At 44.4% G+C, this 24,595-nt stretch carries 18 protein-coding genes; 12 read left to right on the top strand and 6 right to left on the bottom strand.

What is annotated here, in order from left to right:
* Positions 1-15 precede the first annotated feature (15 nt).
* Positions 16-1,164 carry a benzoate/H(+) symporter BenE family transporter gene (locus LHL20_RS15600; protein WP_226433955.1) on the bottom strand — a complete coding sequence of 383 codons (1,149 nt, stop codon included), beginning with the start codon at positions 1,162-1,164 and terminating at the stop codon, positions 16-18.
* Positions 1,165-1,296: 132 nt separating this feature from the next.
* Here LHL20_RS15600 and LHL20_RS15595 point away from each other — a divergent pair, with 132 nt between their 5' ends.
* Positions 1,297-1,860: a helix-turn-helix domain-containing protein gene (locus tag LHL20_RS15595; RefSeq protein WP_202263562.1), complete on the top strand. Its 564-nt coding sequence runs from the start codon at positions 1,297-1,299 to the stop codon at positions 1,858-1,860.
* Between the two features lie 5 nt (positions 1,861-1,865).
* On the opposite strand, the gene rdgC is transcribed toward LHL20_RS15595, so the two are convergent.
* Entirely contained in the window at positions 1,866-2,777 is a 912-nt protein-coding gene (rdgC, locus tag LHL20_RS15590; RefSeq protein WP_226433954.1) for a recombination-associated protein RdgC, read from the bottom strand.
* 90 nt (positions 2,778-2,867) lie between these two features.
* On the bottom strand, positions 2,868-4,610 hold the full coding sequence (locus tag LHL20_RS15585) for a sensor histidine kinase (protein ID WP_202265882.1): 1,743 nt from the start codon (positions 4,608-4,610) through the stop codon (positions 2,868-2,870).
* 259 nt (positions 4,611-4,869) lie between these two features.
* On the opposite strand from LHL20_RS15585, the gene phoB reads away from it, so the two are divergent.
* From phoB to LHL20_RS15530, 11 genes are all read left to right on the top strand, one after another.
* A complete protein-coding gene (phoB, locus tag LHL20_RS15580) occupies positions 4,870-5,559 on the top strand; it encodes a phosphate regulon transcriptional regulator PhoB (RefSeq protein ID WP_014997327.1) in 690 nt (229 codons plus the stop codon).
* Between the two features lie 68 nt (positions 5,560-5,627).
* Positions 5,628-6,929, top strand: coding sequence for a phosphate regulon sensor histidine kinase PhoR (phoR, locus tag LHL20_RS15575; RefSeq protein WP_226433953.1), 1,302 nt, complete (start codon positions 5,628-5,630; stop codon positions 6,927-6,929).
* A 16-nt stretch (positions 6,930-6,945) separates the two neighbouring features.
* Entirely contained in the window at positions 6,946-7,971 is a 1,026-nt protein-coding gene (locus tag LHL20_RS15570) for a PstS family phosphate ABC transporter substrate-binding protein (protein ID WP_226433952.1), read from the top strand.
* 372 nt (positions 7,972-8,343) lie between these two features.
* Positions 8,344-11,136 (top strand): hypothetical protein, encoded by a 2,793-nt coding sequence (locus LHL20_RS15565; protein WP_226433951.1) that lies wholly within the window; start codon positions 8,344-8,346, stop codon positions 11,134-11,136.
* 118 nt (positions 11,137-11,254) lie between these two features.
* A complete protein-coding gene (locus tag LHL20_RS15560) occupies positions 11,255-13,903 on the top strand; it encodes a TonB-dependent receptor domain-containing protein (RefSeq protein WP_226433950.1) in 2,649 nt (882 codons plus the stop codon).
* A 173-nt stretch (positions 13,904-14,076) separates the two neighbouring features.
* Positions 14,077-14,835, top strand: a complete 759-nt coding sequence (locus LHL20_RS15555; RefSeq protein ID WP_159623990.1) for a DUF3450 domain-containing protein — start codon at positions 14,077-14,079, stop codon at positions 14,833-14,835.
* 13 nt (positions 14,836-14,848) lie between these two features.
* Positions 14,849-16,213, top strand: coding sequence for a MotA/TolQ/ExbB proton channel family protein (locus tag LHL20_RS15550; protein WP_159623989.1), 1,365 nt, complete (start codon positions 14,849-14,851; stop codon positions 16,211-16,213).
* A 2-nt stretch (positions 16,214-16,215) separates the two neighbouring features.
* Positions 16,216-16,734: a MotA/TolQ/ExbB proton channel family protein gene (locus tag LHL20_RS15545; RefSeq protein WP_159623988.1), complete on the top strand. Its 519-nt coding sequence runs from the start codon at positions 16,216-16,218 to the stop codon at positions 16,732-16,734.
* A 32-nt stretch (positions 16,735-16,766) separates the two neighbouring features.
* A complete protein-coding gene (locus LHL20_RS15540; protein WP_159623987.1) occupies positions 16,767-17,174 on the top strand; it encodes an ExbD/TolR family protein in 408 nt (135 codons plus the stop codon).
* 3 nt (positions 17,175-17,177) lie between these two features.
* Positions 17,178-17,786: an energy transducer TonB gene (locus LHL20_RS15535; protein ID WP_226433949.1), complete on the top strand. Its 609-nt coding sequence runs from the start codon at positions 17,178-17,180 to the stop codon at positions 17,784-17,786.
* A 6-nt stretch (positions 17,787-17,792) separates the two neighbouring features.
* A complete protein-coding gene (locus LHL20_RS15530) occupies positions 17,793-19,118 on the top strand; it encodes a tetratricopeptide repeat protein (protein ID WP_226433948.1) in 1,326 nt (441 codons plus the stop codon).
* A 91-nt stretch (positions 19,119-19,209) separates the two neighbouring features.
* Here LHL20_RS15530 and LHL20_RS15525 read toward each other — a convergent pair whose 3' ends face one another.
* From LHL20_RS15525 to LHL20_RS15515, 3 genes are read right to left on the bottom strand one after another with little or no spacing between them, the layout of a single operon-like run.
* Entirely contained in the window at positions 19,210-20,304 is a 1,095-nt protein-coding gene (locus LHL20_RS15525) for a response regulator (RefSeq protein WP_226433947.1), read from the bottom strand.
* The gene (locus LHL20_RS15520) at positions 20,297-23,284 is read right to left on the bottom strand and encodes a hybrid sensor histidine kinase/response regulator (protein ID WP_226433946.1); all 2,988 of its coding nucleotides are present in this window, start codon (positions 23,282-23,284) and stop codon (positions 20,297-20,299) included. The genes LHL20_RS15525 and LHL20_RS15520 overlap by 8 nt, the downstream gene beginning before the upstream one ends.
* On the bottom strand, positions 23,230-24,375 hold the full coding sequence (locus LHL20_RS15515) for an FIST signal transduction protein (RefSeq protein WP_226433945.1): 1,146 nt from the start codon (positions 24,373-24,375) through the stop codon (positions 23,230-23,232). The genes LHL20_RS15520 and LHL20_RS15515 overlap by 55 nt, the downstream gene beginning before the upstream one ends.
* Between the last annotated feature and the right edge of the window lie 220 nt (positions 24,376-24,595).

Here is a 24,595-nt window from a genome sequence, read left to right as displayed (position 1 = left end):
CAAAAAGCCGATGTCTTAGCATCGGCTTTTTTGTAGGAAGAGTAACAGTAAGCCAAGAAGCAGCCCCCACACAGCGGATGTCATAGAAAATAAGCTGAATCCAGACGCAGTACATAATAATGTTAGCATTGCTGGCGCGCGATGTTCTGTCACCTCCATACTACGTGAAAGCGCACCTTGCAATGTAGCAAGAAGCGCAAGCCCAGCAAGCAAATGAATAATAGTAGTTGGCATGCTGACAAAAAGCGTTACGACAATCGACGCAATAAGTCCCATGAATAAGTATGCCACACCCGCTGCGATGGCTGCCTTGTAGCGTTGGTCCTTGTTACTGTCAGCGTGCTCGCCCATACATAAGGCTACGGTAATTGCGGCTAGATTAAATGTGAAGCCACCAAATGGGGCAAGAAGGCCTTGAGTAATGGCGATACCAGATAATATTGGCTTGTGATCAGGCTTGTAATCATGGGCATGATGAATAGCAATGCCCGGTAAGTTTTGCGACAGTGTGGTCACCAGAAAAAGAGGAAACGCAAGTCCAGCCGCTGATGAGAGACTAAATTCAGGAGTGACCCACACCGGTGTTGGCATCGAAAAAGATAGTGAGGTCTGTGGTTGTAGGTAAAAACTGAGGCCGACAGACATAAGAAGTAGCACCAGCATAAGGTACTGCGCAAACCAGCGGCTTCCTATTAGATAAACCGCAAGATAAAGCGCTACTAATACTGGCGAGTTATTTACATCGCTAAAGATGGCCAAGCAAATAGGCAGCAAAATGCCGCTAAGCAGGGCCGATGATATTGCTGAAGGTATGCGACTTATTTGCGCCAACAACGCGCGGCTTTGCGCGGTAATAAGTGAGAAGAGGGCACACAGTACAAAAGCGCCTATCACTTCAGATAAGCTGTAAGCCTCAACCGTGGTTAACAAAAAAGCCGCACCGGGTGTCGACCATGCTGTTACTACAGGCATCTTAGTAAGCCAAGAAAAAACAATGCACGTCAAACCCATACCCAATCCAAGTGCCAGTAACCAACTGACGACCATGTCTTCAGTTGCCCCAGCACGTCTCGCCAAATCAATAACGATAACGATTGCACTGCTATAGCCAACGGTTACCGCAGTTAACCCTGCACTAACATGACTAAACTTCCACTGGCCCATAAAAATACTGTCCTATTTGCTAGATCATCATCTCTCGACAAAAAATAATGTGTGCGCTATAACGTACAAATAATAAAATAGCATTTGTGCGCTATAACGCACAAGTAAAAAAGAATAGGACTTAATAGGGGTATGTCGAGAAATACTACAAGCCCACTTTCTCATCGTATTGCTACGCGTTTACGAGACTTAAGAAAGGCGCGGGGCCTGTCTCTAGACAAAGCGGCCACACTCACGGGAGTGTCAAAAGCAATGCTTGGTCAAATCGAGCGAGGAGAATCAAGTCCAACGATAGCGACACTATGGAAAATCTCCGCGGGCTTAGCCACCTCATTTTCGTCGTTTCTGGCTAGCGAAAATAGTGAAGCAACGACAACAAATGGCACCGATGAAGATAGGTTTGTTAACGACCCAAACATGCAAGTGAAAACCTTGTTTGGTTACAACGCGACAACGGGATTTGAAATGTTTGAGCTACGACTTTCAGGTTGTCACGAGCAACATTCACCGCCCCACCAAGTCGGTGTAACTGAACATATTCATGTTACTAAAGGTCGTTTAAGTATATTGCAGGATGGTTGCTGGAAAACCTATGAGGAAGGTATGCAGTGCTTATTGCACGCCGACCAACCCCACGGTTATCGAGATGAGGTAGGAGAAACTCACTTTATTGCGGTTATTCACTACCCTTCGTAGAACACTTACAAGCTTGAATCGTTAAGGTTTAACGCGTCACGCAAAAAGTTAAGCAGTGTTGTAATTTCTGCAGACATTAACGCGAACTCAGCGTCTAAGCGCGCCTCAACCTGATCTTTTGGCACATCTGCGGTTTCTTCTTTAATGCGGTCGGTGAACTTGACGCGTTTGATAGCCCCATCTTCACAAATAATAGCAGTTAAAGACTCTGCATATTCAAAGGCGACTTTTTGAACGAGTTTGCCAGCATCTAAGTGAATGGTGATCTCTTCGCTGTCTAGCGGCTGATTTTTGCAGCGGATCACGCTTCCAGTATCATCAGTAGACTTAAATTCAGCTTCTTCTAAAAGACTTACCCCTTCAGGTGTGCTTTCTGTTACCCAGTGCGTTAATTCACTTTGAAGGCTTCTACGGGTAAAAGGCACTACGGGTAGAGAGCCTATCGCCTTTCTCACCATTGCTAAAAAGGCTTCTGCTTTTCCGTCTGAAGATGCGTCAACAACTACGAGATTATCGGCAAGTGAAATGTAGCCATGTGTATAGCTATTCTTTGTAAAGGCTTGGGGCAGCAAACGTGTCTGTATTTCTTGTTTTAAGTCCGCTTTTGCTTTTTTGCCAACAGGTGATCCGGTTTCCATTTCAATTTTGGCCACCATTTCTTCAAGTTCAGCGTTAACCACGGCACTGGGCAAGATTTTCTCTTGTTTCTTTAGCGTTATCCAGTAACGCTGCTGGACTACGTGAAACATAGTGCCGTTTTTTCCCGCCTGTGAGAACGGTGAGGCAAATCCCATAGTGGCAAGATCTTGACTACCGCACGGACGAAAAGCATTTTCACTTAATGCGCGCTCTAGGTCACTGTCATCTAACGATAGTGGTTGAGTAATCTGATAGGCTTTAACGTTTTTAAACCACATAGTGTAAGCTGTCTCTTATAAAAAGGGGGCGCAAGCGTAGCAATGTACGCCCCTTGGTGCAATTGGAATTACAGTGAGTGTTAGGGTGTGCTAGGCGTTCTCAGTGCTCGCGCCTAACGGAAAGCGGATGATGTAGCGAAGGCCTTGTGCTTTTGTGCTGTGAGCCTCAATTTGACCGTTGAGTGACTGGGTAACCAAGTTGTACATAATATGCGTACCTAAGCCACTCCCACCTTCACCACGTTTGGTGGTGTAGAAAGCATCGAACAGTTTATCAAGTTCTTCTTGAGACAATCCTCGTCCATCGTCACAGTAGTCGATAACCACATAACCGTCTTGCTCTGTGACTTCAAGCTTAATAGTGCCAGCGTCTTTATCTTCAAAGCCGTGCGTAATAGAGTTCACTACCATGTTAGTGACGATTTGAGCTATGGCGCCCGGTGCGCAATTCACCACGAGGTTTTCTGGGCAATTAACGGTAATGGTATGCTCTGTGTGTTTAAAGCTAGGTTGAAGCGATTGAATGATTTCTTGAATGTAATCACCGAGTACGAATTCACGAACCGACTCGCTGGTTTGATCCACAGCAACCCGTTTAAAGCTTGCAATTAAGTCAGACGCTCTTTCAAGGTTATTCAAAAGCAAAAACGCTGTTTGCTCTGCTTCATCAATAAAGCTTGTCATGTTTTTACTGGTAAGACTTTTATCTTCGAAATCTGTTTTTAAGTTGGTTAAACGCTCTTGTAAAAAACTCGCCGCAGTGACACTAACGCCCAGTGGTGTATTGACATCATGCGCAATGCCAGCAACCAAACCGCCAAGCGATGCCATGCGTTCTGACTCTACTAGCTGCTCTTGCGCTTGATGCAGTGTTTCCATCGAACTGGCAAGCTCTTCGTTGCGTTTTCGCAGTTCAGCTTCAATATACTGGCGGTTTTCGTTCTCTTGACGTAACTCGCGCTGGTGGGCGATCAACTCATCTTTCTGTTGTTCCAAATCCAACATGATTTGTGAAAGTGATGCTGTTTTTTTCGCTACTTCCTGCTCAAGAATAAGGTTTTGGTCATCTAATTTCTTGTTGGCCAGGGTCAACTCATCTTGTGCATCACGAAGCCGTTTGTTGGATACAATTAAGTCATCAATAACCTGATTGTAAGACTCTTTAAGTTGGAGTAATTCATTATCATCGTCCAATTTAATGCTGAGCTTACTCTCCTCTGGATGTTGAGGGTCGAAGTTGCCCATTTGTTCGGTGATGTTTTGCAAGGGTTCTGACAGCATGGTTCTAAATGCGGTCATAAATAAAAATACTAGGAAAGTTGTTTTAACTAACGCGTTGCCAATTAAGAAAAACACACCCACTTCAATACGACTAAATATCGTATCGAAACTTGAATAGAGGGTTACATCACCAACCGTAGATTCACGGCCTGAAAATTTGAACACCAAAGGGAAGCTGTAGCTGAAGACCCCACCTGAGTGATCTTCTATCATTTCTCTATCAACAGGATTAGGGGAGCGCTGCGCGCGAATACCATATTCCGCAATATAATTACCATTCTCGCCACGCACTTGTAACCCTTCGACAATAGGTAAAGACATCAAACCTTCCGCGATGGCACGTACTTGATCGTTATTAAGTTCCCAAAGTGCTCGGGTCAGACTGGATGAAAAGGTATTTTTGAGGGTTTGTAGCTCACCCTCAACATGGTTTTTGGTACTAAGGTATTCAGTAAAGATCTGCCCGACGGTCACAATCAGTGTCAATGAAAAATACACCGACAGTACTCTCGCTAAGAGTTTCCTAGACAACCCTGTTTTTACGGCAGCCATCGATAAACACACCCCTGTTCCAAATCGATTACTCAATACACTCCCAAGAATATGCGTAAACGGTTTAATAAACAAGATTCTGAATATAAACTTTTGGTTAAACAATAGTCTAGTTTGTTCAGTCTCGTATTTTTGTAGTGCCACTGCAGTGTTGACAAATTTACGTCTTCAACTTGACACAATTATGTAATCGTTTTAATAAAACTGTCACAGACCGCATTAATAATAACGGCGTTTTAACATGACCAGGAAAATATCGATGTCTCGTACAGTGTTGGTGGTTGAGGACGAAGCGCCTATCCGTGAAATGCTTAAGTTTGTGCTTGAGCAGTCTGGCTTTAATATTATTGAAGCTGAAGATTTCGACATCGCGCAGGAAAAAATTTGTGAGCCTTATCCGGATCTCATTCTATTGGATTGGATGCTTCCAGGAGGAAGTGGTGTGCAGTTGGCGAAGAGCCTTAAACAGCACGAGTTCACAAGGGATATCCCTGTTATTATGCTAACCGCCCGTGGAGAAGAGGAAGATAAAATCCGCGGTCTAGACGCTGGTGCTGATGATTATGTCACTAAGCCTTTCTCACCGAAAGAGTTGGTTGCGCGTATTAAAGCAGTAATGCGTCGTGTTACACCGACTTCAAGTGAAGAACCTATTGAATTTAACGGCCTTAAACTTGAGCCAGTATCCCACCGCGTTATGGCAAATGATGAGCCGTTAGACATGGGGCCTACAGAATTTAAATTGCTGCACTTCTTTATGACACACCCAGAACGCGTATATAGCCGTGAGCTATTACTTGATAATGTATGGGGTACAAACGTGTATGTAGAAGACAGAACGGTAGACGTGCATATTAGACGTCTTCGCAAAGCTATCTCTCGTCACGGTCATGATGCTATGATCCAAACAGTGAGAGGAGCGGGTTACCGTTTTTCCACTAAGCTTTAAGCTTGAGGGGATGGCGTGCTGTGCACCATTCCCTTGTATTTACGTCTTACAATAAAACGAGTTAATTCATGTACTACCCATTCTCTTGGTTGAGAAGTTCTTTACGCCTAGTGCTTTTCCTTTTGGTCTTTGCATTGGTGGGGTGGTACTTGGATGACATGTTAGTGGCTATTGCAGTAGGTGCCACGCTACTTTTGCTGTTTAATTACTGGCATCTGTATAAGCTTAATCGCTGGCTATGGCACAGCCGTAAGATGTCGCCTCCCACTGTACGCGGTGTTTGGGAGCACATTTATGAGGGTATTTACTACCTGCAGCGCCGTAATAGAAACAAGCGCAAAGAGCTCGGTGAACTTGTAAAGCGCTTTCGTGAAGGTTCTGAGGCTCTGCCTGATGCTGCCGTAGTCGTAGACTCTAAAGCCTGTATTATCTGGTGTAATCGTCTTGCACGATTAGATCTTGGGCTGAAGTGGCCTCAAGATTCTGGCCGGCGAATCGATAATTTGCTGCGACACCCTGAGTTTATCCAGTATTTCCATGCGGGTAATTATAAATATCCAATAGAAGTCCCTTCGCCAACCAATCCGAATAAAACGTTTGAATACCGTATAATGCCTTATGGCGACGAGCATCTTCTGTTAATTGCCAGGGACATTACCCGCGTTTCTCAACTAGAAGAAATGCGGAAGGATTTCGTGGCCAATGTATCTCACGAACTTAGAACACCCTTAACGGTAATCAATGGTTATCTGGAAATTTTGCCGGTGGACGAAGATTCAGACCCGTTCATGCACAAAGCAATGAAAGAGATGACATCGCAAACTCACCGCATGCAAAATCTTATTGAAGACTTATTGGTTCTATCGCGCATTGAGGCAAGCTCAGAGCGTATTTACGAAAACGTAGTCAATATTCCTGCTGTCTTGTCACAAATTGAACGAGAAGCACAAGCTTTGAACAAGGAAAAGCAGCATACAATCCACTTTCACATTGACCCAGAGCTTTATGTGTTCGGCGTTGAAACGGAGCTTCGCAGTGCGTGTTCAAATTTAGTCTTCAATGCTGTGCACTATACACCGCCGGGTGGCGAAATTAATGTGTACTGGCAACGCAAGCCTGACGGCGTGCACTTTTCTGTCATCGACAATGGTGATGGTATAGAGCAGAACCATTTAAATAGGCTTACCGAGCGATTTTATCGCGTGGATAAGGCCCGCTCTCGTAAGACAGGTGGTTCGGGATTAGGTCTGTCCATTGTAAAACATGTACTTAGTCATCATAATTCGCGATTGGATATTGCTAGTACCCTTGGTGAAGGCAGCAAGTTTTCTTTTGTACTAGACAGTGAATTAATTGCTGAAAATGTGTAGCAGGGCAGGAGATTTGATGTCGGACAAAACAAGAAAAAACACACACGGCCGCCATTGGTTCGCTACAATTTTTGTTTTGTTGCCTTTATTTATTCATTCACATGCTCTTGCTAATTACAACGCTGCACTAGAGAATCAAAACGCCGCGCAGCAAGCGTATGATGTGCCCCAGTATGAACGCGTTCCTGGGGTTGCAGGGAAAATATCCTCTGTGGGTTCTGACACCCTCGCTAACTTAATGACCTTTTGGTCGCAAGAATTTAAAACACTCTATCCGCAAGTTGGCTTTCAAATTCAAGCCTCTGGCTCGTCAACCGCACCTCCAGCGCTTATTGAGGGTACTGCGACTATCGGTCCTATGAGCCGCGAGTTAAAGCCCAGCGAAATTCGTGATTTCACCCGTGTACACGGTTACCCACCTACAGTATTAAAAGTGGCCATGGATGCTATCGCTATTTTCGTTGATAGACGTAACCCGCTGACCGGAATGACGCTAGAACAGGTGGATGCAGTATTCTCTGAGACCCGTTATTGTGGTGGTAATGATAAGATAGAGCGATGGTCTCAACTTGGCGTGAATGACATAGAATACCGTTCACCCATTCGCCTATATGGTCGTAATTCGGTTTCAGGTACTTACGGGCTCTTTAAGATAATGGCGCTATGTGATGGCGACTTTAAGAATACCGTTAACGAACAACCAGGTTCTGCATCAGTGGTGCTATCGGTGGCCAGCGGAACAGGCGCTATTGGCTATGCCGCCTATGGCTATAAAACAGCAGGCGTGCGCGCATTGCCATTAGGAGACTCGTTAGATACGCTTATTCCACTTTCCATAGACAGTGTAAGAAATGAGACTTACCCGTTTGCGCGTTTTCTTTACCTCGTTATCAATAAAAAACCGGGTGAGTCACTACCGACATTGGAGCGAGAATTTCTTCGTTATATTCTTTCGCGGGAAGGACAGCGACAGGTTGTGAGAGATGGTTACTTTCCTATTCGAGACGACGTGCTAGTAAGGCAGCGTCGATTGCTTGAGTAGCTCTGTGATGCTGGAAAAGTAATTCTACATTTGAATACACCGAATTCTAACTGTCATATTTGTGCAATATTTAACGGGCTTAGCTTAGTTTTTTCAGTATTTATTTCTAGGCCAAAATGAATTTTTGGTCGAGTCAGAGCGTGCTTCTATTTTCTGTTTTTGAATGTGATTTATACAGGAAATGAAAAAACAATCATCAAATCAATTCTGTAGAACGTCTGTTAGCAAAAAAATTATACTCTTCTAGTCCAAAATTACATTTTTTATATGAAACTTTTGTTACAGCGCCGTAATGTAACAAATGTGTCATTTACCTTAGGTAAAGTTTCCGCGTTTTCTAAATCCATAAAAATACCGTACTTGGAGATACACATGGAACTTAAGCAACTTTTCAAAGCTTCAGCGATTGCAACTGCACTCGTGCTTGCTGGCTGTGGCGGCGATATCAATATCAGCGAAGGTGATATTGATAACAGTGTTACTAACAACACAACAAACAACAATGGTGGCACTGACGGTGGTGATAACGGTGGTGACAATGGTTCTACCGATACTGCACCTGGTGAAGTAAGCTCTTTCCTAAGTGGTGAAGTTTCTGATGCATTTGGCCAAACGGTTGAAGTTCGTGTTCTTTCTGGTCGTTTGACTGCTGACGATGCTGACGACCAGGGCGTTATTACCTTAACGAACGATAAGGTGTGGGCGCTAGAAGGTCCAGTTTTCGTTGGTAACGACAAAGCAAACAGTGTAACGCTTGCTATAGAAGAAGGTACAATAATCTTTGGTCGAACTGGTGCAGACTATCTTGTAGTTAGCCGTGATTCGAAAATTGAGGCAGAAGGTACAGCGTCTGCTCCAATCATCATGACTTCATTCAACGACGTTGTTGGTGATGAAGTTGGCGCAGGCCAATGGGGTGGTGTCGTTATTCTTGGTAATGGTACCTCAACTAAGTGTCCTCAAGATGGTTCTGACTGTGCGCTTCAAGTAGAAGGCGCAGAAGAGGGTGCGGTATTCGGTGGTACTGACGATACAGACAACTCTGGTATCCTTAAATATGTTGTTGTTAAGTACGCTGGTTTCGAAATCGCACCAGACAACGAACTAAACGGTATTACTTTTGGTGGTGTTGGTTCAGGTACAGAGGTTGACTATGTACAAGTACATAGCAACGCTGATGACGGTGTAGAATTCTTCGGTGGCGCGGTAAACGCGAAACACTTAGTTTTGACTGCCAACCAAGATGACTCAGTAGACTGGGACAACGGTTATAAAGGTAAGCTTCAGTATGTTTATGTTCAGCATGCCGCTGACAACTCTGATGCCAACCGCGGTATTGAAGGTGACGGCGACGGTGGTGACGGTCTAGAATTCTCTAAGCCAATGATCGCTAACATGACAGTTATCGGTAACACTTTCGACACAGCTGACGCTGACTCTGAAGGTCTGCTTCTTCGCGACCAAACTGGCGCTAACCTAATTAACTTCCTTATCACTGGCCCAGAAGGTATGGGTGAGTGTCTAGAGATGGACACAGACGAAACGGTTCAAGCTAACCTTTCTGACGGTGACCTAACTATGACTTACTCAGCTATTGCATGTTCGGAGCCGTTCAACACGCCAGAGGGTGCAGTTGACCTAGAAACTTGGTTCACTGGCCAAGATGGCAACCAGCTAATCGCTTTTGAAGATCGTGCAAACCTTGGTCTGAACCCAGATGGCACACTTACAGCACAAAGCGCGCTTCTTACTGCTGGTGGCGACGCATCTACATTGCTTGATACTTTCTTTGAAGCGAATACATTCGTTGGTGCTGTTGGCGAAACAGATTGGCGTCAAGGTTGGGCGTTTGGTTTTGGTGGCGGTAACATCGAACTAGCACAATCTGCTTCTGGTTGCCCTTCAGGTACAACGTCAATTACGCCAGTAGACGGTTCAACTACTACATGTGAAGTGTCTGGCACTATCACGTCTGACCTAACGCTTACAGAAGGTAACTTCTACGCGCTTTCAGGTGCAGTATTCGTAGGTGGCGACAAAGAAAACAGCGCAACCCTTACTGTTGAACCAGGCGTTACCGTTTACGGTGCTTCTGGTAATGACTACCTAGTAATTAGCCGTGATTCAGAAATCAATGCAAACGGTACTGCAGAAAACCCAATCACTTTCACATCACGCGACCACGTTGTTGGCGGCCTTGAAGCGGGTGAAGCTGGTCAATGGGGCGGCATGATCGTTCTAGGTAACGGCGAATCTACTAAGTGTCCTCAAGACGGTACGGATTGTTCACTTCAAGTTGAAGGTGCACAAGAAGGTGCAGTGTTTGGCGGAACTGACAATACAGATAGCTCGGGTACACTTCGCTACGTTCGCGTAATGCACGGTGGTTTTGAAATTGCACCAGATAACGAACTAAACGGTATTACGTTTGGCGGTGTGGGTTCTGGTACTACTGTTGAGTATGTACAAGTTCACAAAAACGCAGATGACGGTGTTGAGTTCTTCGGTGGTGCAGTAAACGTTAAGTATCTTACGCTAACAGGTATCCAAGATGACTCTGTCGACTGGGATAACGGTTACAAGGGCAAACTACAATTTGTTTTAGTTAAGCACGCAGAAGACAACTCTGATGCTAACCGCGCTATTGAAGGTGACGGCGACGGCGGTGACGGCCTTGCGTTCTCTAACCCAATGGTTGCTAACATGACTATTATTGGTAACGAGTTCGATACTGCTGACTCTGATTCAGAAGGTGTTTTACTTCGTGACCAAACTAACGCTCAGTTGTATAACTTTGTAGTTACTGGTCCAGCGGGTATGGGTGAATGTTTCGAAGCTGACCTAAGCGATGGTGATACAACACTTCTTGCTAATATGGACGGTACTAACGACCCACAACTTACTTTTGAGACATCGGTACTAGCATGTGCGGAAAACATCAAAGATTCTGGTGACTTCAGCCAAGAAGACTGGTTTACCGCACAAACAGGTAACAGCCTACTTGATAACACTGCGACAGTACTCAACGGTATCTACACAGTAGATGCAACTGTAGCGACGGACGTATCGACGTTAGACAGCTTCTTCTCTCCAGTAGACTTTATCGGCGCTGTAAAAGACGCTGATAACGACTGGACTGCGGGATGGACTGTTGGTCTTGAATAAGAGACCCAGTTCGCATAGCTAAAACAAGCAAGTGCGTTGCAAAAGTGGCGCACTTGCTTTTAAGTTTGTAAAACACGAAATATTTTCGTGAAAGTATTCCTTTCTAAAGAGGTTCATCATGAACAGACCTGCTAACAGGTTTCTTCTAAAACCCATCAGCTTAGCCGTTGCAATGAGCATTATGCTTCCAACGTCTATGGCTTTCGCTCAATCAAATGAAGAAGAAGTGATTGAGGAAGTTGTCGCGACTGGTACACGCCTGAAAGGCACGGCAACGGCAGTAATGGAAGAACGTAAAAATCAAGCATTCGTAGCAGATATCATGGGTGCTGAGCAAATAGCTCGCACAGGTGACAGTGATGCAGCTGGCGCGCTTCGTCGTGTAACTGGTCTAACGTTGGTAGATGGTCGTTTCATTTATGTTCGCGGTTTGGGTGAGCGTTATTCATCTACTCAGCTAAATGGCGCCATCGTACCAAGTCCTGATCCAACACGTAACGTAATTCCGCTTGACTTATTCCCCTCGAGCATTATTGAAAGCCTTGCGGTTCAAAAATCGTATTCACCGTCTATGCCAGCAGCATTCGGTGGTGGTAACGTAAATATCCGCTTGAAATCTATTCCTACACAGCGAGTTTTTAACGTATCTGCCGCCGTTGGTATTGACACGGAAAACTCAGGTGATGTTCTTGATTATGCTGGTGGTGGTCGCGATTGGACGGGTGAAGACGATGGCACACGTGCAGCTTCTGATGCTATTCAAGAACGTTGGGACTCAAAGAATTTCTTGGACGATTTAGAGCCAGAAGAAGCATTAGCCTTATTTAAAGGTGTTAATAGAGAGTATGGCCTCGAAAGAACGTCGGCCGACCCTGACATGCGCTTTAACGTAACTTATGGTGACAGCTACGATTATGATGAAGACTGGCGTTTTGGTTTTCTAGTAACATCGCGTTATTCTGCGCAGACTCGCTCATCAGAAGAATACGAACTACAAGACCCTGATTTAGTTGGTGACGACATTATTAATGTTCGCTTCTTCGACGACATTAAGGGGACTGAACAAACAGTGACGTGGTCTTCATTACTAACACTGGGTGTAGACTATAACCGTCAACATCGTATTGATTACAGTCTTATTGTACTAAATGATACACGCGATGAAATTCGCGAGATGTTCGGTAACACCGAAAACTTGAACCAAGCGGAAGGCTTGCGTATTCGAGATATCGATGTTCAGTATGAAGAGCGCTCGCTATATACCAATCAGCTTAAAGGTCAGCACACTATCCCAGAATTAAACTTCATGGGTATTGACTGGACTTACTCACTGGGTCGCTCAGTACGCTATGCGCCGGGTAACTTCAACGCGCGTTTCGTAATGGAAGATGCGAATGAAGACGGCATTTTTGATGATGAAAACGAAATTTTCTTATCAGATGCACAAACTGCGGCTCGTTATACTTTCCAAAATCTTCATGACCGCTTAGAAAACTTTGGCTATAACGTGACTTATCCAATGTCATTCGGTAAGTGGGAAACGGAATATAAAGTGGGGGCAAGTTTCGTTACGAAAACTCGTAGTGCCGAAAACCGCCGCTTTGACATCAATACACTAGGTGTTGAAGACCGTTCAATATTAGATGGTAACGACTTTGGAGAAATCTTCAGCGACAGTGTTTTAGACACGCTATCTTTGTCTAGCCGTCCAATTATCCGTGATACAACCATTGCGGGTGATGATTATGTGGCAGGTCAAAAAATCGATGCCTACTACCTTGAAGCTGATTTTTTCTATGATAATAAATGGCGCTTCACTGGTGGTGTACGTTGGGAAGACTTCCGTCAGGTAGTGGCACCATTAGATCCTCGTACTAACCAGTTTGATTTAAGCGATGAAGCAGATCGTTCTCAACTAGCATTCCAAGAAGATGGCTTTTATCCAGCACTTGCAGTGACTTACTTCCTAGAAGACGATATGCAGCTAAGAGCCAGTATTGGTCAAACGGTTGTTCGTCCTGACCTTCGTGAAGTATCGTCAGCGACATACCTGGACCCGTTAACTAACTTTCCAATTGCGGGGACACCAGGTGTAAGCACAACGGATATCATTAACTACGACTTACGTTGGGAATGGTACCGTGAAGCAGGCAATAACCTGTCAGTCGGCCTATTCTACAAAGACATGGAAGCACCAATCGAATCTGTACAGTCTCCTGCTCAGGATGGCCCGCCGCTTATTCGTATTGCAAACGCTGAATCAGGCGAGGTTTACGGTGTTGAAGTTGAATTCTTACAAGACCTAGCCTTTATAGGCGATGGTATTTGGGACAACTTGTTTACTACGGGTAACGTCACTATCAGTGATTCAGAAATCGTACTAGACCGTCAAAATATCGTAGAGCAAACAGGCGTGTCTGCAGCTATTACTAATGTAGAGCGTCGTATGACGGGTCACTCACAGTATGTACTTAATCTACAACTAGGTTTTGACTCTGATAACGGAGAACATTCTACTTCACTAGTATACAACGTATTCGGTGAGCGAATCTTGATCGCTGGTATCGACGGCTTTGACGATAACTACGAGCAACCATTCCATTCACTTGATATGGTTTATAAGTACTATCCAGACTTTAATAGCACTGTCACACTTCGTGTTCAGAATATCCTTGGAGAAGATCGTGAAATTGAATTTAACGATACTTTACTAAGGTCTGAAACTCGTGGTACTGGGATTAGATTGTCATATAAGTATGACTTCTAACATCTAACTGGATTAAAAAGGCCGCAATTTACGCGGCCTTTTTTTGTTGTTTATTTTGTTTGGTCGATTTATGACAGTTTCGTAATAAAACTGTCACAGAAAACTCCTATCCTACGCGCAGAAATTTATAGTCGGATAAAACCGATTTCTTTTAACTTTAAAGGTTTGAATGTATGAAGCTTATCAATGCTTTGCTTGTTGCAGGTGCGCTAGTTGCGACACCAGTACTTGCACAAGACGATGAAGTCTTAAAACCCGTTGTCGATGAGGCAGCGAAAATAAACGAGTCAGCGGCAAAATCGCAAGAGAAAATCAACGGTATTACCGATCAAATTGACAGCAAACTTCAACAGTTCAAAACATTGATGAAAGAAATCGAAGGTCTTGAGGTTTATAACTCTCAGCTTCGTAAGCAGATCAATAGCCAAGAACAAGAAATGGCTGACCTAAACGCCGCAATCGATGAAGTGTCTGTCGTTGAGCGTCAAATTACGCCACTCATGATGCGCATGATTGATGGTCTTGAGCAATTTGTTGCACTTGACGTACCTTTCCTTCCAGAAGAGCGCGCCAACCGCGTTGCAGATCTTCGCGCTATGATGGACCGTGCTGATGTAGCCGCATCTGAAAAGTTCCGTCGCGTAATGGAAGCGTACCAAGTAGAAATGGACTACGGTCGCACAATGGAAGCGTATAGCGGTATTCACACTATTAACGGTCAAGAGCGTGACGTTGAATTCTTACGTCTTGGTCGTACAGCGCTAATGTATCAAACACGCGATGCAAGCATGCAAGGTGTTTGGAACAAGCAAACCCGTCAGTGGGAAGAGCTTGATAGCAGCTACCGTACACAAATTACTAAAGGTCTGCGCATGGCGAAGAAGCAACTTGCTCCAGACTTGCTAATGCTGCCAGTGGCAATTACAGACTAAGAGGTTGATGAGAATGTTTAACACAGTAAAACGTATCGCTGTTGGTCTAGCAGCCCTTAGCATCAGCGTTGGTGCTTTCGCACAAAGCGACCGTGCAATGGACTTGGATGCGCTTCTTAAGCAATTAGAAGAAGGCCAGTTCGCACAGTCAGAGCAAAACAAGCAGCGTGAGCGTGATTTCCAAGCACAGCGCGCTGAGCAAGACCGTATTCTTCGCGAAACGCGCGAAAAGCGTGACCAGATGCTTGCGCAATCTGAAAAGCTTGAAACACAATTCGAAGAGAACGAGTTTAAATTAGCTGACCTTAATGGTGCGCTAGATACGCGTCTTGGTTCACTTAAAGAACTTTTCGGTGTGTTGCAGCAAATTGCCGGCGACACTAAAAATAAATTCTATAACTCTGTGGTTTCTGCTCAAATCCCAGGCCGTGCCGACTTCCTTGATAAGATGGCGCAAGACATGGGTTCAAGTTCAAAACTAGCGTCAATTGAAGAAATTGAGCGCGTTTGGTTTGAAATGCAGCGTGAAATGACAGAAGCAGGCAAAGTAACCACGTTCACAACTGACGTTGTTGAAGCCGGTGGCGAGAAAGTGAATAAGTCTGTAGTGCGTGTAGGTCCTTTCGCCCTTGTTGCTGATGGTAAATACCTAGAGTACAACGGTGTTACAGGCACTGTATCTGAACTTGTACGTCAGCCTGCTGACCGTTACATGAGTTCTGCTGCTGAGCTACAAGGCTCGAACGGTGAACTGGTTCAGTTTGGTATCGATCCAACGGGTGGCTCTATTCTAGGTCTACTTGTTCAAGCGCCTAACCTTCAAGAGCGTGTAGAGCAAGGTGGTCCAGTAGGTTATATCATTCTTATCGTTGGTGCGTTTGGTCTACTACTAGCGCTTGAGCGTCTTGTATCACTGTCGCTTATCCGCATGAAGGTTAATAAGCAACTTAAGAGCAAAGAAGTTAACACAAACAATCCGCTTGGCCGTGTACTTAAAGTACGTGACGAGCATCCAAACGCTGATGTTGAAGCACTTGAACTTCACCTAACTGAAGCGATTTTGGGCGAAGTGCCTAAGCTAGGTCGTAACCTAACTATTATCAAGATCATCTCTGTTGTAGCACCGCTTATGGGTCTACTAGGTACAGTAACCGGTATGATCAACACCTTCCAAGCAATCACATTGTTCGGTACGGGTGACCCTAAATTGATGGCTGGTGGTATCTCAACAGCACTTGTAACAACAGTACTAGGTCTTGTTGTAGCGATTCCAATGACACTGCTTTATGCAATGCTTAACACGCGTTCTAAGAACATCGTGTACATCCTACAAGAACAAGCGTCTGGCGTAATTGCAGAGCGCGCTGAGCGAGGCTAATCATGATCGAGTTTCTGGAAGCAATTCGCGATTTCACAGAAACAGGTGGCCAGGTTCTCCTGGTCATCGGTCTGCTGATATTCGTTATGTGGCTTTTGATCCTCGAGCGTGCGTTGTATCTGATGGTTTGGCATAAACAAGCAAAGAAAGACGCGATTGCAATGTGGACTGCACGTGCCGATCGCTCTTCTTGGTTTGCTGAACAAGTACGTCAGAAAACAATTTCACAACTGACCATGCGCCTAAACGGCAGCATTCCCATTATCCAGTCGTTGGTAGCGCTTTGTCCGCTGCTGGGATTGATGGGTACGGTAACCGGTATGATTGAAGTGTTCGATGTAATGGCAATTGCGGGCTCAGGTAATGCTCGTTCAATGGCTTCAGGTGTATCGAAAGCGACTATCCCGACTATGGCGGGTATGGTTGGCGCACTTTCAGGCGTATTCGCCGCTACGTGGTTAACCCGTATGGTTAAGTCAGAACGCACGCATCTTGAGGATGCATTGATTATTCAACGTTAATACCAACGCGGTATTAAGGTAAGGTATTTATTATGAAGCAGCACTTTCAAAACCTAGTCGATGAGGAAGAAGCAAACATCGACATGACGCCCATGTTGGACGTTGTATTTATCATGTTGATCTTCTTCATCGTGACTGCGTCATTTGTGAAAGAAGCCGGTATCGATGTTAACCGTCCTGAAGCAGCAACGGCTGTGAAAAAGGATCGCGCTAACATTCTTATCGCTATTTCTGATAAAGGCGAAATTTGGATTAATAAGCGTCGTATCGACGTTCGCGCAGTACAGGCGAACATCGAGCGTCTTCGCGCAGAAAACCCGCAGGGTTCTGTTGTTATTCAAGCTGATAAAAAAGCCACAACAGAAACGCTGATTAAGGTTATGGACGCGTCGCGAGCCGCTGGCGTTTACGATGTTTCGATTGCAGCCCAAGAGCAATAAATCATGCCACGATATTTAATCGCATTTGTTATTTCCCTTGCGATCACGTTAGGCCTGTTCTTCTTGATGCAATCGCTTATCAAGATGGGTGGCAGCGCGCTAACGGAGCCGCCTAAGGGAAGCGTGCTTGACTTTGTTCGCGTTAAGCAAGAAGAACAGGTTGAGAAGAAAGATCGTAAGCCGAAAAAGCCACCTAAGCCAGAAGAGCCGCCCCCGCAAATGGAGCAGCCTCAAATGGACTCACCTTCACCAGATGCTGAAGGTACGTCAATGGATTTTGGTGCTGAAGTGGGCGACGACATCTCACTTGAGGGTGGTTTGGCTCTTGAGTCTGGTGACGGCGAGTACCTTCCAATTGTTAAGGTGGCGCCAGTATACCCAAGACGCGCACTTCAGCGCGGTATTGAAGGTTTTGTTATTGTTGAATTCACGGTAACCAAACAAGGCGCGGTGCGCGACCCAATCGTGGTAGAAGCCAACCCACAAGGTATTTTTGAACAAGCGGCAATTGATGCGGCAATGAAGTTCAAATACAAGCCTCGTGTGGTAAATGGTGAAGCTACCGAAGTATCGGGTGTTCAAAACCGTATTACGTTCCAAATTGATGGGTAACAGAACATGATGAGAAAACAGACGAATACATTGCTTAGTGCTCTGGCGTTTGCATTTGCATCGGCCGTAGTATCTGTACCTAGCATGTTGGTAACAACTGACGCTGTAGCTCAAGAGCAAAAAGCCAGTGAAAAGAAAACCCGTCGTGTGCCTACGTTACGCGGCAAGGTTTATGAGCAGCTGGCTCGTGCACAAACGGAAGCAGATGAAGCTGGCGATGTAGAAGAAGCTATTTCCATTTTGAAAGAAGTGGAAGATAAGTCTCACTCTATGAACGCTTACGAAAAAGCCATGATGTACAACTTTTTCGGCTTCATTTATTACAACAACGAAGACTATGCAAAGGCGTTAGAATCGTTTGCAAAGGTGGTTGAGCAGCAGCCTATTCCTGAAAAGTTTGAAATGACGACGCTTTTCAGCTTAGCGCAGCTTAATTTAATGCAGGGCAACTACGACGAAACTATCACGTACCTTGAGCGCTGGGAATCACTGAATGCTGGCCCGATTCCAGTTAAAAACAAAGTGATTAAGGCGCAGGCTTATTATCAAAATAAGCAATATGAGCAAGCATCTACTTGGATTTCAGAAGCGGTTGCCGACCATGAAGCTGAAGGTATGATCCCTGACGAAGGTTGGTTAATACTTCAACGCGCTATTTTCTATGAACTAAAACAGCCTGAAAAGGTAAAAGACGTTCTAATTAAAATGGTCAAGTTGTTCGACGAGCCTAAGTACTGGATCCAGCTTGCTGGTATGTACGGCGAACTCGGTGAAGAACGCAAGCAGCTTGCTATCATGGAAACGGCGTATCAGCGCGGCTTCGTTGAAACATCAGCTGACATCTTTAACATGGCGCAGCTTTATTACTATCACCGCGTACCTTACAAAGGCGCAAAGTTGATGGAGCAAGCCATGAATGAAGGCGTACTTGAAAAAAATCTGCGTAACTTGAAGTTTCTAGGTCAAAGCTGGTCACTTGCGAAAGAGCAAGATAAAGCGATCCCTGTAATGATGCAGGCAGCAGAGCTTTCTGAAGACGGTGAATTGGATGCGCAACTTGCACAAATTCTACTTAATGAAGAGCGCTTTGACGATGCTATAGCAGCTGCCGATCGCGCCGTTGAAAAAGGTGATTTGCGCAACCCTGGTCTAGTTTACCTTATCAAGGGCATGGCACTTTATAATAAGAAGCAATATGCACTTGCACTTAATCAGTTAGCTGAGGCTGAAAAACACCAGAAGAGCCGCGCGATGGCACAGCAGTGGAAGCAGTTCGTTCAAGGCGAAAAGCGTCAAGCTGATGCGATTGCTCAAGAGCTAGGTGCAAGCTAAGTCTTTGCCCTGTTAATAATTACAAGAAAGGTCACCAAATGGTGACCTTTTTTTATTTGAGCGTGGTGTTTCGTAGAGACTACTCATTGCACTAGTAAACCGTCTGTGGAAGAAAGTTATCAATAGACGGTAAAGTGCCTTCTTTTTCCAATTTATCCCAGTATTCCTTCGTCGCCAAAATTTCTGCCTTAGCATCGAGAAAGTCGTCAACAAGACAAGGGTCGAAATGACTGCAGGCATTCTTCTCCAAATAGCTAAAAGCGGCGTCACAGCTCCAAGGCTCTTTGTATGGACGCTTCATGGTTAACGCATCGAACACATCCGCTATCGCCACTATTCGCGCGCTTTGGGGGATATTTTCGTCGGTTAGGCCTTTTGGGTAACCTGAGCCATCCCATTTCTCGTGATGATATAAAGCAATTTCAGCTGCCATCTTAAATAAAGGCGTATCAGACTGAGATAAAATGGTATACCCAATAGTGGTATGGGTTTTCATAATCTCCATTTCATCATCGGTCAGTTTTCTAGGTGCTTTTAATATGCTATCTGCAATTCCAATTTTGCCCGTATCGTGCATCGGTGCAGCTTGTGCTAACAGTGACGCTTGCTCGTAAGACCATCCGCATTTAAGTGCTAAACATTTACTGTAAGCTGCCATTCGCCAAATATGATGCCCAGTGTCGGTATCATTATAATGGCCCGCAGCTGCCAACATGCTTATTGCGCTTTGTTGGCTTCTTAATAAATCTTCTGTGCGCTTTTGCACTAAGCTTTCAGTAGTACGCATTTGATGAGCGAGAGCAAGATGAGTCTTAACTCTCGCTAACGTAATGCTAGGTGATACCGGTTTGGTGATGTAATCGACGGCACCTTCCAAGAAACCGCGCTCTTCGTTTTCACCTTGGATAAGGGCCGTTACAAATATGATGGGAATTTTACAAAGTAAGGGATCAGCTTTAAGCTTTTGGCATACTTCGAAACCGTCCATCCCTGGCATCATTACATCAAGTAAAATCAGGTCAGGGGGAAACTGCTGTACTATTTTCAGTGCAATAGGGCCTGAGGGGGCTACCTTTACATTGTAGTATGGCTTTAGAATCCCCAAAAGAATGTCGATATTCGCCGGTTCATCGTCCACGATAAGTATACTAAAATCGGACTGACCTGCTCTACTATGGTCACTCATGGTTAATGTCTTCTCTTAGTTGCAACATTGCATCAAGAGCACTATCAAAATCATAGATCCCTACACTTTGTTTAATGCCTGAAACGTTGTGACTAAACTCAGTATCTTGCATGTCGCTAGCAAGTTGATTTATTTGATTAATGGCTTCGGCATCATACGCCTTTAGCAGCTCAACAATGGAGTCTATGAGTTTGTTAACGCTCGTCTTATCATAGGTTCCTTCTACGTGCGTAGTGTGTTTCATGTTGATAGAGTGTGCAATTAAACGAAAGGTGGTATCAAGTTGCATTGACATCACTGATACGCGTTCTGCGAAAGTGAGATGCTTTATAGAGGGGCCCTTCAAAATATTCTTTAATGACAAAGCGAGTGTTGTCGCGCCAATTTCAATTGCGTCGTCTAACAAATCGTCAAGCAATGTACTGTTAATGTCCTCTTTTGTCATTAAATCTAACAGCTTGGTCATAATAGTAGGCTGACGGTAGGTATTATAAAATTGCAGCATACGGTCTAACTTCGGGTCATCACAATGCGTAGCACTCACTTCCTTGTATCCAGCATGAATGTGCATATCGATGGCGTGGACAATTTCATCGGGGGTAGCGGGCTTTACAAGGTGTTCACACATGCCTGCTATCAAGGCTCGTTGTCGACCTTGCGAAGACTCATCGGCACTTAAGGCAATAATGGGAGTAAACCAGTTGTCAGCTTGTGATAACCTTTCGGCTACCTCAAATCCATCAATGCCGGGTAAAAAGCAATCTAAAAGTACTACATCAAAGTGCACGTGCTGGCAGAGTTCAAGGGCTTGCTCACCATTGGTGACAGTAGTTACTTCCATATCGTGGTCGATGAGAATTTGTTGGCTGATCTCCAAGCTAATAAGATCATCATCAACCACTAACGCCCGTTTACCGCCCAAACGTTTGCGACGCCAATATTTGCTCTCTAGTCCCTGTTCATTAGTCGTTGCCCGTGACTCATTGCTAGGTGATATACAGGGGATTAATTCTGAGTCGGTAAAAGGGAGCTCGAGTATATTAAAACTCTCTTTATACTGTTTACCCATACGCTTTTTAACATCAAGCTTACTCAGTGGGCTGATGATGGTGCGAAGATTGAGATGGTCAAAATCACCAAAGCGCAGTAAATTTAAAAAGCGTTTCCAGAGCCTATCGTTATCAGGCAAGAATGCCATCGCCTGAGCTGCAAATTGAGGCAATTGCTCGCTTTCCATGTCAATGGTGCTGCATGTAACACCCATTCGCGTTAATGCATCATGTAAAACACTGACTCCCAACTCTACTTCACATCCAGCGGTAAGGCATAACACATTTTCGCTTATTGAAACTGGTAGAGGGGCATTATTCGTTATATCTTTAGTGCTGTCTTCCTCACACAAGTCTAGCGTGAACGCAAAGATACTCCCGCTATTTACCGTACTCTCTAATGTAAGTTCTCCCCCCATCAATTCAACAAGTCGCTTTCCAATAGTTAGCCCAAGTCCTGTTCCGCCATAACGTCTAGAAATGGTATTGTCTGCTTGCTCAAAAGCGTTAAATAGCTTTACTTTGTTTTCTTCACTAATACCCATTCCCGAATCATGCACTTCAAAAGTAACAAAACGGCGTTCTCTCACTACTTTTAACATGACGTATCCCGTTTCGGTGAACTTAATTGCATTACCAATTAAATTAACGAGCACCTGATAAATTTTATCGCTATCGCCTTTGCATTGCGTATTAGGTGAGCACCGAATATCAAATAGCAACTGTAAGTGCTTTTCTCTGGCCTTTACTTGAAAAATGGGCCCCAATTTCTCAATAAGCTTTGAAAGTGAAAATGATTCATTAACGATGTCGATTTTGTTCGCTTCCACCTTAGAGAAATCTAAAATGCCGTTTATAAGTTCAAGTAACGAACTAGAGCCGCCTTGTACTTTTTCTAGATAAGCGTGTTTAGTAGCAGCATCTTGTGTATTTAAAGCCAAATGAGTTAAACCAATAATGGCATTCATCGGCGTTCGTATCTCATGGCTTACCGTCGCAAGAAATTCGCTTTTCGCTTTGTTTGCTTTTTGCGCCTCTTCATATGCCTGTTGGAGCTTTCGGGCATTTGCGCGCTGTTCACTGATATCGTTAAAAACGCCCACGTGCCCATTAGGGTTACCATCCTTATCAAGCAAAGGAACGGCAATAATGGATATAGGAAACACTTTTCCTTGTTTGTTGGTAAATACATCTTCGTAAGAGCGGTAAATCTCGCCTTTCTTAGTGGTTAGATTCACGGGGCAATTGTCGCGCGCTAGCAGTGTGCCATCTTCTTTTTGATAATGAACGGTATCGTGAAAGCGATGCTGCTGAAGCTCTTCTAATGTCCACCCCAACAGTTTAGACGCAGTCGGATTTAAAAAGCGCGCTTTACCATTGCCATCTACCGCATAGATACCTTCACCAATACTATCGGTAATACTCTGATGGAATGCTTGCTCTTCTTTTAGCTTATGCTCCAGTCGTTTTTGTTCATTGATGAGCTCGAGGATCAGGCTCGAGAGTTCATGCAGATTCGTAAAGTCATCGTCAATAGGCGGTTTACCTTGTTCGACAAGCAACTGGTTTACCGAATGACGAAGACTTTCAATGACTCTTTGCTGTTGCTTATTTTCCTCCCTAATTTTGTGATTAGCAGACATCAATTCATCTGAGCTTAAACGTAAACTCCGATCTCTTAATTTAAGATCGCGTTCGTGAAAATCGTAACTTTCGTTGATACGAGGAATGAGTAGGGCTAATCCCTGCTTTAACGCCGTAGAAGATAAATCTGTAGTCCCGTCATTGTCGGTATTCAGTGACGCTAGCCAAGCAGTAAGTTGCTCTTCGCTTTCGATGTTAAAGGCTTTTCTCAACTGACGAGATAGTAGCGAATTCAAACTATTTCCCTCAGCAACATGATTGTTAAGGTTTGATTGTGCAGTTCGCATTTCGCCCCATCACTAAATGGGCACAACTCTCCGTAGGAATAGAACCCAGCGATAGCGGTATCTTGCGGCAAAAAGCGCTCTACTTCTTCAATCTCCTCTTCAACACGGTCCCCCATGACTAACTTGCGGCCCACGCAACTAGTGATTAATGCAAGTTGGTGGCTGTCTTGCGCTGAATAATTTGAAGTAGCAATTTTTACCGCAGCAGTGGCGCCGTCGATAAGATCATCGCTGGAAGCATGCATTAGTCGAAGGTATTGGTGTTCACTGACATCTCCTGCCAGAACAAGAGTTTTGTCTTTCTCTTCAACACCCAATATTGTGCGAATCAGGCCCGTAGGTTGACCTGTTTCAGATAATTTCTCAAACGGAAAAAGTAGACCAATTGAAGGAAGATCTTTGGCATACTCACCCAAGTAGTGTTTGTAAATATCAAGCGCGGGTTTATCGTCTAATTCACAAAGTACATTTTCTTTGGCTCGCGTTATTTGTCGAGCAGGGCCAAACGAACGCCAACCACCTGATGCGCCATACCCGAACTGTAAATGCTCACCATAAAATCCAACGGCGACCACGTTTGACGAGCTTATACCCTCAGGCCCAAGTACATAGGTGGCGTTGAAATCACCGTTATCACCTGCAAGACCTCCACTTACTCCAATTGAAGCAGGCAAGTGCTTAGAAAGGCCATTTATTAAAGCCGAGCCATTTACACCTAGCCCCGGCGAAAGTAAGTAAATACCTTTTAATTCAGCTTTTTCAATGCTTCTAGATAATGCAACGCCAGTTTCAAACGATGTGCACATATCATCAATGCGTTGGGTGTAAATTTTTACTTTTGCGTTGGTTTCAAAGCGAATAGCAACTAATGAAATACTATTGTTCGATACCTGCTTATTAACTATTTCACCCGCGGTGCTACAACCAATAAAGTTGATATTGAGCGCTTTGAGCACACTGTACAAGTCATCATTCTCAAAAAAAGAAGGCGCGGCATAAACGATAAGAAGAGAAGGCGCAAATTCAACAATTGACGATTGCTGTGCGACTAACTCATCAAGATGATTGAACGAATACGATTTCGACTGCACACGGGAATGAAATTGAATATGGATAGCTTAAGTTATAGACATAAGTGCGACGTTATACAACAAAACGTCACTTATTCTTTCGTATTAATGAACTGATTTATAGAGTAAAAAGCAGCCATTCGGCTAATGCCGATCAGTTAAGAAAAGTTTTAGCGATCGGTTGACCGATCTTTTATAGATGTAAAAATCCGATGAGCATTTGCCATCGGATTTTTTTATG

Origin of the sequence: Alteromonas sp. McT4-15, assembly GCF_020515205.1 — a bacterium.
Classification (GTDB): Bacteria; Pseudomonadota; Gammaproteobacteria; order Enterobacterales; family Alteromonadaceae; genus Alteromonas.
The sequence above is the reverse complement of the archived record's forward strand: the minus strand, read 5'-3'. Positions and strand labels throughout refer to the sequence as shown.